Here is a 13,657-nt window from a genome sequence, read left to right on the forward strand (position 1 = left end):
GGGCCCCGACGTATCGGTCCTGCTCGAGGACGGACTCCCCAACGGGGAGTACACCGTCGGCTACCGTGTCACCTCCGCGGACGGGCACCCGATCACCGGATCGTACGGTTTCTCCGTCGACGTTGCGGCGACCGCCACCCCTCAGGACGCCGCTGCACAGCAGTCGCAGAGCGGTGCGACCTCGACCTCGCCGACTCCTGCTACCACGGCAACGCAGCCCTACGATCCCAACAATCCGTCCGCCAGCGAAGACCGGCCACCGAAACAGAACACCATGATGCTGCTCTCGATCGTGGGCCTGGCTGTGCTCGGTCTCGGTGCCATCGCCCTGACCCTGGTGATCCGAGGCAAGAACAAGCAATGACAGGGTGCCGATGATCATCGCTGCCGTTGCTCCCCCGGAAGGGCCGCCGACGCTGGCAGCGTTGCTGAGCTGGGATCTTCCTCCCCTACCGATCCTGCCGATCGCCGGTGTCGTCATGGCCGGGCTGTACTGCTGGGGGCTCTACCGGGTCCGCGGTCGAGGTATCGCATGGTCGCGGTGGCGGAGTGCGAGTTTTCTGCTCGGTTGCGCGGCGCTGGTCCTGGTGACCGGACTGCAGATCGAACGCTACGGCTACAGCCTGTTCAGCGTCTTCATGTTCCAGCATCTGACGTTGTCGATGACCATCCCACCGTTGTTGGTGGTGGGTTCGCCCGGACGACTTCTCCTGCGAGCCACCGCGCATCACGGAGCCGGTAGGTGGGTACTGATCGCGGCGCTGACGGGGTTGCGTAGCCGCGCCGGACGCATCGCTCTCCATCCCGGGCTGACGATCCCGTTGTTCCTTTTCAGCTATTACGGGCTGTATCTGTCGTCGATCTTCGATGTTCTCGCCATCAAAGTCATCGGGCACGTATCGATGGAGATCTTCTTCTTCGCCAGCGGGCTGCTGTTCATCATCCCTGTGCTCGCCGTCGGCCCCCTCCCCGTTCGGCAGAGCAATCTGGGCCGGTTGTTCGACCTGTTCGTCGAGATGCCGCTGCACGTGTTCTTCGGTGTCATCTTGATGATGTCGAGCACCCCAATGCTGGCGACCTTCGCCTTCCCATCCCCGGAATGGGGCATCGATCCGGTATCCGATCAAAAGCTCGCCGGAGCGTTGGCGTGGTCCTACGGCGAACCGGTCGCCCTACTGGTCGTGCTCATCTTCTGCATTCAATGGAACCGGGACGAAAAAGAGGAATCGGCCGTCGCGGATCGCCAAGCCGAAGAGGACGGATACAGCGAACTGAACGCTTACAACGACTTCCTCAAACAGATCGGCACCGAAACCCGGTCCCGCACCGGACGATGACGCCAGACACTCTTAGCGGCCTGAATGGAAAGCACGATGAGCCACGACGCACGACAGGACAGCAGATGCCACTGATCCGCACACCCTCAACTGCTCGAGGACGGCTTGCCCTACATGTGCTGGCTTACAACGTCGTGCGCCTGCTCCTCGTGTGCGTGGCCGCAGGAGTGCTTTTGGCCGTCGACGCGCTGACCAGTCTCGACATCCCCTTCGTGTTGGTTCTTCTCATCGCACTCGCAGCAAGCCTGCCGCTGTCGGCACTGACCCTCAGGAAACTTCGCCGAACCATCAACGAAGACATCGATGCAGTGGATCGGAAGCGCACCACAAGACGAGGACCAGCGACACGACCACCCCGTACCAAGAGACCGTGAAGCCGCGTGCGAACTTTCGACACAAACCCGGTCGTCGTTCGGTGCGATGTTCGCTGACTCATTCACAATGGGAAGTCGCTTCTGCGGGGTGACCCTCTTGGGATCGTCGCGCGCTGAAAACTATTGGTCGCACCCCGGCATTTCTGCATCTACGAACTCGAGAAGTTCTTCGCTTTCGATCTGTACCAGTCGACCTATACCGTGAATTAGACCAGCAGGTCATACGCCCACTCGTACACCCAGCGAGGTAACGCAGGTGCGTCGAACGGTGCGGCGGCGAAATTCGATTCGCCGCGAACTACGCAGTCGGGGATCGCGTCGACGGTGCGGGAGCCGAAGGATCGAGCAGCGACGATCCACTGTCCGCGGTGATGCACTCGGATCGCGGTCGACACGGTGCACCGCCCATCAGAGTATCCGGCGGTGAGCTGGTGGAATTCCCACTCGACGTGCTGGTTCTGTCCGAAGAAGTGTGTCAGCGTCTCGGCGAAGGATGGCCCGTAGAGGGTCCCTCGGTCGGTGTCGATGCGGATGAAATTCATGGCTTCGGCCTCTTCGAGTCATAGCGGCAATGCGAGGTGTGCGTGGAAAGTTGCTCAGAACAGGGGAATTTGGTTGCGCGCCGCGAGACTGTCGCGGAACTCTTGGAACTTGCTTAGAAGGTCTGAGGCGACTGCCTCGGTGTAACAGATGGACCGCGCAACTTCGTTCAGTGTGTTGCCGGCGGCCAGGGCTTCATCTATCTCACGCCCGGCAGCGAGGTTTTCGACTTCGTCCGTATCTAGATGCGCGACGTCTGCGGCGGCCAACCGGACAGAAGCGAGGGCAGCTCGACGCCGCTCACGGCCCGGCTCTGTCTCTTCCCGCGCCGTCACAGTGTGCTACCGCTGCGGAAGGCGTTCAGGCGGTTTGTCGCTTCACGTTGCGCCCTTCCGATTTCGACGAGCTGGTCGAAGAGGAATTCTTCCGGCGCTTCCTCGGCGATCTGCTGAATTCTGATCCCTGCCTCGAAGAAGCTGCGTCGGTAACTTTCCGACAGGACCATGCCGGCGTAGTCGGTTGCCGATGCTCCGCATGCGTTCGCTGCGGTGACGTCGGTCAGTGTTCGACGCAGCCGTGCACCGCGGTGTCCACTGGCACCTGACCGGACAAGAACGCCCAGAACACTCGCGGGGTCGTGTGGGAGGTTGTCGATGATCAGCCCCTGCACGATGCCATACAGCTCGCGATAAACGGGATCGTGGAAATCGTTGGCCTGCAATGACGCTGCAATGCGGGCGGCCTCGTCGGTGTCCTGCAACCACATCAGTGCGCAGATGACCAGTGCTTCCGATGCCGTCTCCGGATGGTCCGTCAGATCAGCGTGATCGTCGTCGGTGGGTTCGACTGCTCTCAACGGGGTCATCTGTTCGCCTCGTTTCTCTTTGCGGGTCTGTTGCGGGAGAACTGGATTCGGTACTCCGGTGGCGCTGTGCTTGGTTATGCCGCGTTGGTCGTCATTGCGGAGGTGTGGGTCAGATGTAGAGAAGGTTCGGTGGTGCGGTGCCGTCGAACTGCTCGAGGCTGTCGAGGACGGCGTTGTAGTTCTCGGGCCTGCAGCTTCCGAGTCCGATGATGAGGGCACAGGTGCCGTCGAGTGTGACGAGGTAGGACGGCGGCGTTCCGTTGTCGGACGATGCGTGCTCGCGTGCGTCGAGGAGGGCGATACGGACGGCATCGGCGGCGGCGCGTTTCGCACCTTGGAGATTGGGTTCTGCTCCGGTTGCGGTAAGAATTTCGGGGTTGTCCTCGGGGTGTGTGGTGACGGTCCAGGTGATCATCGTTTGGTTCCTTGTCGCTCGTGCCGGCCAGCTGCTTCTAATCGAGCGTCACACGAGGTCCGTAACAAAGCGTTCGCTGCGGAGGCAGATCAGGCGAGGGTGTGGATAACTGTGGTGTCGAGTCAGCCTGTGGATAAACGACGTTCGGCCCCGGGGTTGGGGCCGAACGTGTGGTACTAGACGTCGTCGAAGACATCGAGGAGTTTGGCGGGGTCGCGACGGTAGCGGCTGCCGTCGAGAAATACTCCGACGGCAGCACGGTGAACGCGTCGGAGTTCGGCCATCAGGGTGTCGTACCCGATGCGGTCGGTGATGCGCCACGTGACAGGTCCCATGTGCAGGTCTACCCAGTGGATGGTGCGACGTTGTTCGGAGCTGTAGCGGTGGTGCGGCACTGCTGTGTGTTCGGGGCTGTCGAGCCACAGGACGGAGATCGCAGCGGCCCCGAATTCTGCGCCTGGTTGGGCGGGGTGGGGGGCTTGTCCATCGGCTCCGGCAAGTGCGGCCCGGACGGTGGCAAATCCGGTGATGACTGCGGATACTGTTTCGGCGCTGCGGAAGGTCATCATGACGTGACCTAGTGCGACGATCATCTGCGCTTCGTCGGTTGCTGCGGAGGTGGCGGTGATAGTGGCCTGTTGGGGTCCTGTGACCAGGACGGTTGTGTGGGTGACAATTCCGGTGGTTCGGGCGTTGTGTGCGGCGGTGGTCCGTCGTCCTGTGCTGGAAGTACTCTGCGGCATGTCGGGCTCTCTTTCTGTTGCGGGACCGGCTCCCCCGGCCCTTTCGCTCTGCCAATTTCTTTTGCCGTCATCTGGCTCGAAGAAGAGAAGGCGGCGCACTGGACCGGCGTCCTGGCCCTGATCCGGAAAGTTTTCAGCCGCAGGCGCTTTGAAAAGTTTTCGGAGCCCATCGGGCCGGAGCAAGGCGGAGTCAGGATTAGGTAAGACGGGTCAGGGTGTTGCATGCTCGACCGGAGCCAGATGTGCGAAGGAAATTGTTCTTTCGCAGTGCGAAGCGCAGCGGAGCTCTATCCGGAGACCGCCGGAGGTGGTCCCGGGGCAGCACACGTTTCGACGCAGACTGAGCCACCCGAGGCGACCACCTCCCAGCCATCGACAGCCTGGGGCGACTGCGCGGGAGCGACGGAGAGCAACAAAGCTCGATATCGCGGCAGCCCTTCTATTCTGCGGACATGCGGTCACGCTCGCTGGCTGGCGTGTCATCGAATTCGGCTTGCCCATCCGGGTGGCCCTCGCGGATCCCCGCGGTGACTTCTTCCCACTTCCGATATCGGCGCATCGCGGTCGATGCAACGGAGCCGTCCGTTTCTTTACCGATTCGTGCCCACGACCATTCGCGGTGTGCGTGTCGGAGCCGCGCTGTTTCCGCAACTTCCGGTGTGAGGTCGTCTACTTGCAGTCGAGGCGAGTCCGCCGTGTCGACGTGTTCTCCCCACGTGCCGTCTTCGCCCTCTGAGTGATCCCGGCTTGGGCTGGGGCCTTCGTGGCTGAAGTCGGTGTCTGTCCAGTCCCGCTCCGCTGTGGCAGCACTTGGAGCGAATTCCACTCTGACGGCTCCGCGAGGCGCACGAAGTATGACGGCCAGCACTTCGGTCATCGCAAGGAGCGCAATAGGTGCGATGGTGGCAATACCCGCCGAGACGACGGCCGGAAGCAAGGTCGCACTCAACACTGCGTGGTACGAGTTACCCGCAATCGACGCCGATGCGGCAACACGCAAGATCGTGACGACGAAGCGACGGCCCTTGATCGTGCGGTTGTCCGTGTGGTTGGACAGCGCTATGGCTGTCACGGTTGTCGAGACGATCGCCCCGTCCAACACGACTGGAATCACCCACGCTTCGCCGGGACCTATCCCAGCCCTCACCGCGAGATCCCGCAACACAGCGAAACTGAGCCAGAAGGACGCCCCGGCGATGCCAACTGTCAACGCAATGGCTGTTGCCAGGGCCCACTGCAAAATCGCTGGATGCAGCGCAACGACATCCGACGGCTTCGTTGTCAACGGGATTGCCGCTGAATATGATCGGCTCATCGGATTCTCGGTCCTCGTGCGAGAGGGCCGGTTCGTTGCGGGAAGGGCGCACCGTCGTTGAATCTGTTGCGCAACAACTCCAAATACTCTTCGATCGCCGCATTGACGAGATCCGACGGGCCCCGCGGCGCGCCGGGTGTTGCGGACAGTGCTTCGGCTGCGTTGAGAAGATCGTCGACGGTGGACTGGTAGAGGTAGTACGAACGCTTCTGTTTTGCGTTGTCCGGTGACGGTTGCGCACCGGTCTCGGCCGCCGAAACGGTGTCGGGTGCGTGCTGCGTGTGCTCCGGCGGGTCGACCGGGCTCGACCCGGCGAGTGCGCTCTTCATACGTTCGGGGCGGCCCATCACAGGTGTCCCCTCGTGAGCAGCGAAAGTGTGCCGCGGTAGATCGTCGACAGGCTGCGAGATTGTGTTGTCCCCCAGTCGATCAGGCTGGTTTGGGCCTCCATCGAGTCCTTGATGACAACACGTTTGGGTACGGCATCGCCGAGAACGTTGATGCTCGCGGCGATCTCGATCAGTTGTTCTCGACCGCTGATTGTCGCGATCTCGTGAAGGTTGACGATCGCCCCGAGCATGTCGAGGTCCGGGTTGTAGCTGCGCTTGACTGCGTCGATGGTGCGCAGTAGCCGCGCGAGTCCATTCGCTGAGAACAGCGCGGACTGAGTCACGACGACGGCTGCGCGCGCTGCCACAAGGGCGTTGATGGTCAGCAGATCGAGGCTAGGTGGGCAATCGATCAGGACCACGTCGTAGACGCCTCGCACGACGTCGATTGCGTCGCGAAGCCGCCGTTCTCGGCCGGCACCGGCGACGACCAATTGATCGCGGACATAGGCCAGGGACTCGTTTCCCGGCGACGTGGGTACCAGGTCTACGCCAGGCCAGATGGTGGGGACAACAGCATCGGCGATGGTCGCGTTCGACGACTCGGCGAGTACGTCGGCAACACCGACATCGTCGCTCTCTAGCTCGGTCCTGGTCAGGACTGTGCTGGCGTTGCCTTGCGGATCCACGTCGATAACGAGTGCTCGCTTCCCCGCTTGGGCAACGGCGTAGGCGAGGTGAAAGACGGTGGTGGTCTTACCCACGCCGCCCTTCTGGTTGCAGAACGCAAAGATGTCAGCGGGCATGGTGGGTCTCACTTTCCATGGATGAATGGGACGAACTGGCGGTATTGCGGGTATGGGACGTCATGCACGCCTTGGAACCGAGGGATGAGTCGCACCCTGTAAAAGTGTCGGGTGAATTACAGGTGAGGGGCGCGATGCGTGAGTCGCGTGCCATAGGCGAAGGACGCGCCATAGTGGCATGAGAAGCATTTACCACCAACACATCCCGAGCTTGACTCTCTACCTTTGCAGGCATTGGAGGTATGGCCACTGCGGGATGTATGACGCCCGTCGCCAGCGAGTCATCTGAGGCACTCTTTGCGGGTAATTCAGGTACGTCAGTTTTGCGGAACGCCGCCGCACCGCTAGCGGGAGCGGCCTGCACCGGCGAACTGCCGCGCTTGAGCTGAAGTAGCCAAATATGTTGCTCTGTTTGGATCTTCACGGAATCGACGTGCACAACGGATATGAGTAAGCGAGCGGCGTGGACTGAAAGATCGAGGCCTGAATGACGGTTCGTCATGCCGGACAACTTGGTCATGTCTGCATTGCAGATGGGTCGAGAGCTCAACTGGTACCTCCATAGTGGTGACGTATGAAAGACAAGGGACTTCGTTCGTTCCCTCCGGACCCCCCATGGCCCCTGAGCCAATTTCCGCACCCACGTTGTCCGCTCCACGCCCGATAGCCCCGCGCCTCGGTGGGCGCGCGGCTAATCGGTATCGCCACCGGTTCGATGATCAGTCGAGCTGGTGGTGCCTCGGGGCCGGTTTCCGAGGATTTACAAAGGGTGCACAGGCCGGCTGCAGGCTGGTGTTACGTCGGGCTCTGCCAGAAAACGACGCTGCTGCGGCACATCAGGCCTCGCTAGGAAGTTCCGTAGACAAGGCCTGTGCGGCGCGAGCAGAAGAACTCGACCGCGCTGTCGCGGGTCAAAACATGCGTCACCGCCCGCTCGGCCCCTGACGTAAATCGAGGGCGGAGAACGGCAACTCGGCGAAATGTCTTGAATGACTTATCAAGACGCTCTATGCTCGGTGGCGGAACTCCTTCCTCACGGGATGTGGTTTCGACGCCCTCGGCCTCGGTGCTGGTAACACTGAGATCCTCCGGGGGCGTTTCAGTTTCCTGAGGGACAATTGGCTCTCGGCCTCACGCGACGCCTGAGCTGGCGTCGGATTGTGCCTCGAGACCTTCGATGTACTCATCGATGGCCGTATCCGGGATCAGCCGGCGCTTGCCGACCTTCACGCTCCGGATTTCTCCGGACGCGATCTTGTTGAAGAAGTTGGAACGTCCAAGTCCCGTGCAAGCCATAGCCTCCGGGACAGACAACAACCGTCTGGGCATCTTCAGCACCTCCACTGAATTGTGTAGTAGAGCCACATTCTGCGGGACATTTCTGGTCAGTCCACGTGGTTCCACCACAGAGTAGCAAGTACGTAGCCAGCCCACAACGGGGAGACATTCTCCGCTAGACTGCGTAACCATGACGCAGTCGTGGGCGGAATCGATCGTTGCCCGGGTCGCCTCGGAAGTGCGCCGACTCCGGGGTAAAGACCACTCCGCTCTGTCCGCAGCAAAGCTTGCCGACAGGACGGTTGACTTCGGGTGGGGGATCTCGCGCTCTGTAGTCGCGGACTTGGAAACCGGACGTAAGAAGAGCTTGGACGTCTCGGAACTCTTGATCTTGGCTGCGGCACTGGGAGTTTCACCAGCACAACTGGTCTATCCCGATCTCCCCAAGGGAAGAGTCGAAGTACTCCCAGGGCTCCAGCAGGAGTCTCACGATGCCCTTCGCTGGTTCAGCGGGGAGGCTGGGCTGATGCGGCCGAGCTCCGAGTGGACCGAGGAGGAATCCGACGGTCCTTTCGAAATGTGGGTACGTGACACCTTCGACCCGAAGAACGATCGCGTTGGGATCACTCGTGAATGGCTTGATGCGTTGAAGGCGATGCGGCGTGCTCGGGTGCAGCTCCGAAACGGCCTTTCCAAGAATGAATCAGCTGAGCACATCGAGTCGATGCAATATCTGTACGAGGATGCTCGACGGCGTTCGGAAGAGCTCTTTAGACGGATGACCGAACTGGGCATGAACACGCAGGACGAAGAGGATGGCTAGGCAGCAACTGCCGCCACAGATCAAGAAGATCTACGTCACCAATCGGTCTACAGGCAGTACCGAGTTGCGGTATCAAATGACCGTCGACGCTGGTGGTGCCGACGCCCCCGGCACCCGGGCGTCGAAGCGAACGCAGTTGCGTCGTCGATTTCTTACGGAGAAGGATGCTCGCGCAGCCCTATCCAAGGTGCTCGAGGAAGTCTCGAAGGGGACATTCGTTCCCTCCTCGACCACCACGGTCGAGGAGGCTTGCGCTGAGTGGCTTGCCGGACGACGCGTACGAGAGTCCACAAAAGCCGCGTATACCCATGCCCTTCAACCGCTGCGCGATACTCACGGCGGGCTAGCGGTGCAGAAGTTGACCAAAGGTCACTTGGACGCTCTGGTGAACGATCTGCTGGCCGGCCGCTCGGTCAAACCCGATGGCCAACTGCGACGTCCATGGAAGGCCACTTCGATCAATCCGATGCTCAACCTTGTAAGCGCGGTCCTCACCGGGCTGATGCGAGAAGGGCGTTTGGTGCGAGACGTCGCCGCACTCGTCGACCGCGCGCCCCGTGTGCACGTCGAGATGCAGACATTCACGGAGGACGAAGTGCAACGCCTCCTGGAAGCATCGACGTCAGACCGGAACGGCCACGCCTGGTTACTTGCTCTGAGCGGCCTCAGACGCGGTGAGCTGTGCGGGCTTCGATGGAACGATGTCGATCTTGACGCCGGCAGCCTGGCAATCAACAACACGCGAGTCTCGGTCAATGGACGCGTCGTAGAGGGCCCGCCGAAAACAGAGAAGTCCAAGCGCACGCTGCCCCTCACGCCGGCCCTCAAATCCGCACTCGAAACTGCACACCGCTTGCAGGGTGCGGAACGAAAGAGTTCGACCTACGTCGGTCCAGGCACCTACGTCGTGTCCGACGCTGTAGGGCGACCTTTTCATCCCGATACGGTCAGCGACTATTGGCGCAGGCTATGCACCAACAGCGAGGTGTCCGACATCCGCCTCCACGACGCGCGCCACACGTGTGGGACTCTGCTGCACCTTCAAGGTGTGCCGATTGCCGTGATCTCGGCATGGCTCGGGCACTCGGACAACGCATTCACAATGCGCACCTACGTCCATTCTCAGAACCATGCGCTACTGGGCGCGGCCGATACGTTGCAGTCACTCGTCCGGCGTCGCGACGAGCCATCCGACGATGAGCGTTGACCGGCGTTCGTCCGCAACCGTCCACATAGGAGCAGGCGGTCTCACCAGGCGCTGTTCCGGTGAGTTTTGAAGCACTTGTGACATTCTGTGACACCGAGCTCGCCTAATTGGCGATGAATTTCATTAGAGGTAGCACAAAAGGCCAGTTCAGACCCAATTTTCAATGGAGCCTCCTAACGGGATTGAACCGTTGACCGCTCGCTTACAAGGCGAGTGCTCTACCGCTGAGCTAAGGAGGCGTTGTGCGGGGACAGCATATCCGTTCATCGAACGCACAGTCCAAACAGGTACCTTGTCGGTGGATCACCCCAGCTACAGAAAACGGACATGAGCTTTCTGCAAGACTTGACGACCTCGCTGAGTCGTCTGACCGGCGAGCGTCGCGCCACTATCGATACACCCACTGCAGCGCCGTCACCGCTGCAGCCGATCGACCTCACCGACGACGCGGTGGTGGCGGAGGTTCTGGATCTGGCTGTTCGGGTGGGTGAGGTTCTGTTGGCGTCGGGCACCGCTGCGATGGATACGACGACCCAGGTCCAGAATGTCGCGGCCACGTATGGTCTTGCGCGCTGTGATGTCGATGTCACGTACAACTCCATCACCATCAGCGCCCATCGTGGTCCGACGCGTCCGCCGTCGACGACGATGCGCATCGTTCATTACCGTTCGATGGACTTCACGCGGCTCGCGGCTGTCGACCGGTTGATCCGCAGCATTCGGTTGAAGCTGATTCCGCCGTCGCAGGCACTCGACACGTTGGACGCGATCACCACTGCCCCGCACCCGTACAACCGGTGGACGGCGACGTTCGCGTGGGCGGGCATGGCCGCGTCCATCGGTGTGTTGCTCGGCGGTGGTGTGCTGGTGGCCGTCGTGAGCTTCCTGACGACGATGGTGATCGACCGAATCGGCCGCGTCCTCAACCGGGTCGGTCTTCCGTTCTTCTTCCAGCAGGTCGTCGGCGGCTTCGTCGCGGCGACACCGGCGATCACGCTGTTCAACTTCCAGGATCAGCTGGGCGTCACGGTGTCGCCGTCGCTCGTCATCGCGGCCGGTGTGACGGTGCTGCTGTCCGGGCTGTCGTTGGTGGGCTCGGTTCAGGACGCCATCACGGGGGCGCCGATCACGGCGTCGGCCAGGTTCTTCGAGGTCTTGATGATGACGGGCGGCATCATTGCCGGCGTCGCCACGTCGTTGAAGCTGGCGGCGATCATCGGCAGCGATCTGCCGCTCATCAGCAATACCGCCCCGCCGGACATTCTCGAGGTCCCGACGAAGGTGCTCGCCGGTGCTGCGGCGGCGCTGTTCTACGCCCTCGCCTGCTACGCGGAGAAGCGTGCACTGACGGCTGCGTTCCTCGGCGGTTTCGCCGGGGCGCTGGTGTCGCTGCTGGTGCAGACGGTCGACACGGGACCGATCATCGCCTCGGCGTTCGCTGCCACGGTCGTCGGCTTCGCCGGTGGCCTGATGGCACGTCGCGCGCTGATTCCACCGCTGATCGTCGCGGTCGCGGGCATCACGCCGCTGCTGCCCGGTCTGGCCCTGTACCGAGGCCTGTACGCGATTCTCAACGACCAGCTGCTGCTCGGCATCAGTTCGCTGTTCGCCGCGTTCGGCATCGGCTGCGGAATCGCCGCAGGTGTCACGCTCGGCGAGTGGGGCGCTCGTACTCTCCGCCGTCCGCGCATCCTCGCGCGCACCGAAGAGCTGCTTCGCCCGACTCTTCGGCGCAAAGAAGAACCGCGCCGTCCGACTGTTCGTCGGCGACGCGGTCCTGTCGAGCTGAAGAAAAAGAAGAAGGCCTAGGCCTCGGGAGTGCCCTCGGCGGACTGACGTGCTGCAGCGTCGGCCTCCATGGCCTCACGCAGGCTGCGGGGGCGCATGTCCGTCCAGTTCTTCTCCACGTACTCCAGGCACGCTGCGCGGCTGTCCTCGCCGAAGACGACGCGCCATCCCTGCGGGACATCGGAGAAGGTCGGCCACAGCGAGTGCTGGTCTTCGTCGTTCACCAGCACGAAGAAGCGTCCGTCTTCGTCATCGAATGGATTGGTACTCATCTCGCCTCACTCGTCGCATACGTAAATAGGCAGTCTTCATGGGTGAAGTGCCCCCTGACCCTAGCAACGCACACTAGCGCAGCGGGCAGTCAGCTCTTCAAGAACTCGAGAATGACGTCGTTGACGGCGTCGGGACGCTCCAGGTAGCCGTAGTGACCGACATCGGGAATCTCGATGTACTGCGCGTCGGGAATAGCTTTCGCGAGCTCGGCGCCGAGGAACGCGGGAATCATCCGGTCGTGCTCGAACCCGACCGACAGGCAGGGCAGATCGATCTTGCCGTACGCCGAGGTGCGATCGAAGGAATCGTCCATGCCGATCTGGGCGCGTACCCCGGGAGTGACGGGTGCGACGGAGAATTCCAGCAGATCCAGCCAGTCCCGAGCCGTCCTCGAATCCGCCAGCGTGGTCGGAGAGAGGTTCAGCGCAGCCGTGATGGCTGCGGCGTACTTGGGTGGCAGCTGAGTCTTGGCGTCGGCCAACGCGACCTCACCCTCGCCCAGAGTGCGCTGGAACTCGTCGAGGCGAGCATGGCCGGCGAGGAACACAGCCTTGCGTAGGAGCTCCGGACGTCGGAGAGCAAGCTCTTGGGCGACCCGCGCGCCCATTGACGTACCGACGACGAACGCCTTCTCGTCGCCGTCGCGCACCAGCTCGATCAGTGCAGCGGTGTCCGCGACCAGGTCGTCGATGGTGATGCCCTGCACGGATTCGAACGAGGGCGCGATGCCGCGGTTGTCGAAGAAACACACCCGGTATCCCGACTTGACCAGCGCCGGAACCTGATGCAGATCCCACACACGACCGGGGCTGCCGGTGCCCATGATCAGCACGACCAGCGGTCCGGAACCCTTGACCTGGTAGTTCAGCGTTATCCCGTTCACCGTCGCGGTGGGCATGAAACTCCTCGTCTGTTGCCTTGTGCTCGCGCAGAGTTTACGGCCGACCGCGGACATGCGTCGAACGACGGGTTTCCAGCAGTGGCGTTCGGGTAGTTCTCTCCCGCCCTATCGACACGACTGCACAGGAGGCACCATGACCGACGACAGTGCATCGCACGAGGCACGAAAAGGCCTGCTCGACGCCGTCAAAGGCAAGGCCAAGGAGGTCGCCGGCGCCGTGACGGGCAATGACTCGCTGACCACCGAGGGGCAGCTCCAGGCCGCGCAGGCCCGCGAGAAGAAGGAAGCCAAGGCCACGGAACTGGCCGCGGAATCACAGGCAGCCGAGGCCGGCGAGGGTCTGGCCGAGGTCAAGAACAGTGCGGACGCCCAGCGCGATTCCGTCGAGGCCAGTGCTCAGGAGTCCGAGGACGAGGCTCGTCGCGCTCAGCAGGCTCAGAGAATCGCTGCGGAGAAGGACAAGGACCGCGCGGTGGCCGCGGAAAGCGCCGACGCGGAGGTCGACGCTCGGGCCGAGCAGATCGAAGCCGCAGCCGACGCCCGGTCGGAGGTTGCGGACGCCGACCAGGACGAGTTGGAAGCCGTCGCCAAGTACCGGCAGGAAGCCGCCGCCGCAGACGCAGCCCGAGACGCCGCCGATCGCATTCGACGCAATGCGTAGAC

The 13,657-nt window shown here is 62.2% G+C and carries 17 protein-coding genes and 1 tRNA gene; 7 read left to right on the forward strand and 11 right to left on the reverse strand.

Translation table 11 applies throughout. The features are described from left to right. The 3 genes from CH293_RS06235 to CH293_RS06245 form a co-directional block, all read left to right on the forward strand. On the forward strand, positions 1–364 hold a 364-nt coding region (locus tag CH293_RS06235), incomplete at its 5' end, for a copper resistance protein CopC (RefSeq protein ID WP_141217144.1). A 10-nt stretch (positions 365–374) separates the two neighbouring features. Continuing rightward, positions 375–1,337 carry a cytochrome c oxidase assembly protein gene (locus CH293_RS06240; protein ID WP_037107043.1) on the forward strand — a complete coding sequence of 321 codons (963 nt, stop codon included), beginning with the start codon at positions 375–377 and terminating at the stop codon, positions 1,335–1,337. A 116-nt stretch (positions 1,338–1,453) separates the two neighbouring features. Beyond that, positions 1,454–1,711, forward strand: a complete 258-nt coding sequence (locus CH293_RS06245; protein ID WP_052057734.1) for a DUF4229 domain-containing protein — start codon at positions 1,454–1,456, stop codon at positions 1,709–1,711. A gap of 206 nt (positions 1,712–1,917) precedes the next feature. Here the strand turns inward: CH293_RS06245 and CH293_RS06250 are convergent, their stop codons facing one another. From CH293_RS06250 to CH293_RS06290, 8 genes are all read right to left on the reverse strand, one after another. Next, positions 1,918–2,253, reverse strand: a complete 336-nt coding sequence (locus CH293_RS06250) for a hypothetical protein (RefSeq protein WP_037107045.1) — start codon at positions 2,251–2,253, stop codon at positions 1,918–1,920. Positions 2,254–2,582: 329 nt separating this feature from the next. After that, positions 2,583–3,116, reverse strand: a complete 534-nt coding sequence (locus CH293_RS06260; RefSeq protein WP_037107051.1) for a DnaB-like helicase N-terminal domain-containing protein — start codon at positions 3,114–3,116, stop codon at positions 2,583–2,585. Between the two features lie 109 nt (positions 3,117–3,225). Beyond that, on the reverse strand, positions 3,226–3,531 hold the full coding sequence (locus CH293_RS06265; RefSeq protein WP_037107053.1) for a hypothetical protein: 306 nt from the start codon (positions 3,529–3,531) through the stop codon (positions 3,226–3,228). 176 nt (positions 3,532–3,707) lie between these two features. Further along, positions 3,708–4,274 carry a hypothetical protein gene (locus CH293_RS06270; protein ID WP_094650936.1) on the reverse strand — a complete coding sequence of 189 codons (567 nt, stop codon included), beginning with the start codon at positions 4,272–4,274 and terminating at the stop codon, positions 3,708–3,710. A 439-nt stretch (positions 4,275–4,713) separates the two neighbouring features. Further along, the gene (locus tag CH293_RS06275; RefSeq protein ID WP_052059186.1) at positions 4,714–5,589 is read right to left on the reverse strand and encodes a DUF2637 domain-containing protein; all 876 of its coding nucleotides are present in this window, start codon (positions 5,587–5,589) and stop codon (positions 4,714–4,716) included. Next, entirely contained in the window at positions 5,586–5,936 is a 351-nt protein-coding gene (locus CH293_RS06280; RefSeq protein WP_037107059.1) for a hypothetical protein, read from the reverse strand. Before CH293_RS06280 ends, CH293_RS06275 begins: the two co-directional genes overlap by 4 nt. Then, positions 5,936–6,724, reverse strand: a complete 789-nt coding sequence (locus CH293_RS06285; protein WP_037107062.1) for a ParA family protein — start codon at positions 6,722–6,724, stop codon at positions 5,936–5,938. The genes CH293_RS06280 and CH293_RS06285 overlap by 1 nt, the downstream gene beginning before the upstream one ends. 1,131 nt (positions 6,725–7,855) lie before the next feature. Further along, complete coding sequence (locus CH293_RS06290) at positions 7,856–8,053, reverse strand: AlpA family transcriptional regulator (RefSeq protein WP_008709982.1); 198 nt, start codon at positions 8,051–8,053, stop codon at positions 7,856–7,858. A gap of 139 nt (positions 8,054–8,192) precedes the next feature. Here CH293_RS06290 and CH293_RS06295 point away from each other — a divergent pair, with 139 nt between their 5' ends. Both CH293_RS06295 and CH293_RS06300 read left to right on the forward strand, forming a co-directional pair. Beyond that, positions 8,193–8,825, forward strand: a complete 633-nt coding sequence (locus CH293_RS06295) for a helix-turn-helix transcriptional regulator (protein WP_037107065.1) — start codon at positions 8,193–8,195, stop codon at positions 8,823–8,825. Further along, the gene (locus CH293_RS06300; RefSeq protein ID WP_037107067.1) at positions 8,818–10,032 is read left to right on the forward strand and encodes a site-specific integrase; all 1,215 of its coding nucleotides are present in this window, start codon (positions 8,818–8,820) and stop codon (positions 10,030–10,032) included. The genes CH293_RS06295 and CH293_RS06300 overlap by 8 nt, the downstream gene beginning before the upstream one ends. A 164-nt stretch (positions 10,033–10,196) precedes the next feature. Here the strand turns inward: CH293_RS06300 and CH293_RS06305 are convergent. Beyond that, positions 10,197–10,271: transfer RNA gene (locus tag CH293_RS06305), tRNA-Thr, on the reverse strand. Between the two features lie 88 nt (positions 10,272–10,359). Between CH293_RS06305 and CH293_RS06310 the strand changes: the two genes are divergently transcribed. Next, positions 10,360–11,841 carry a threonine/serine exporter ThrE family protein gene (locus CH293_RS06310; protein ID WP_019663792.1) on the forward strand — a complete coding sequence of 494 codons (1,482 nt, stop codon included), beginning with the start codon at positions 10,360–10,362 and terminating at the stop codon, positions 11,839–11,841. Here the strand turns inward: CH293_RS06310 and CH293_RS06315 are convergent. Both CH293_RS06315 and CH293_RS06320 read right to left on the reverse strand, forming a co-directional pair. Continuing rightward, positions 11,838–12,092 carry an MbtH family protein gene (locus tag CH293_RS06315; RefSeq protein ID WP_019663793.1) on the reverse strand — a complete coding sequence of 85 codons (255 nt, stop codon included), beginning with the start codon at positions 12,090–12,092 and terminating at the stop codon, positions 11,838–11,840. The two genes, CH293_RS06310 and CH293_RS06315, sit on opposite strands and share 4 nt — an antisense overlap. 89 nt (positions 12,093–12,181) lie before the next feature. Continuing rightward, positions 12,182–12,991 (reverse strand): alpha/beta fold hydrolase, encoded by an 810-nt coding sequence (locus CH293_RS06320; RefSeq protein WP_094719681.1) that lies wholly within the window; start codon positions 12,989–12,991, stop codon positions 12,182–12,184. 136 nt (positions 12,992–13,127) lie between these two features. Here CH293_RS06320 and CH293_RS06325 point away from each other — a divergent pair, with 136 nt between their 5' ends. Then, entirely contained in the window at positions 13,128–13,655 is a 528-nt protein-coding gene (locus tag CH293_RS06325; RefSeq protein ID WP_037107071.1) for a hypothetical protein, read from the forward strand. Positions 13,656–13,657: the final 2 nt, after the last annotated feature.

The organism is Rhodococcus sp. 14-2470-1b, assembly GCF_002259415.1.
Lineage (GTDB): Bacteria > Actinomycetota > Actinomycetes > Mycobacteriales > Mycobacteriaceae > Rhodococcoides.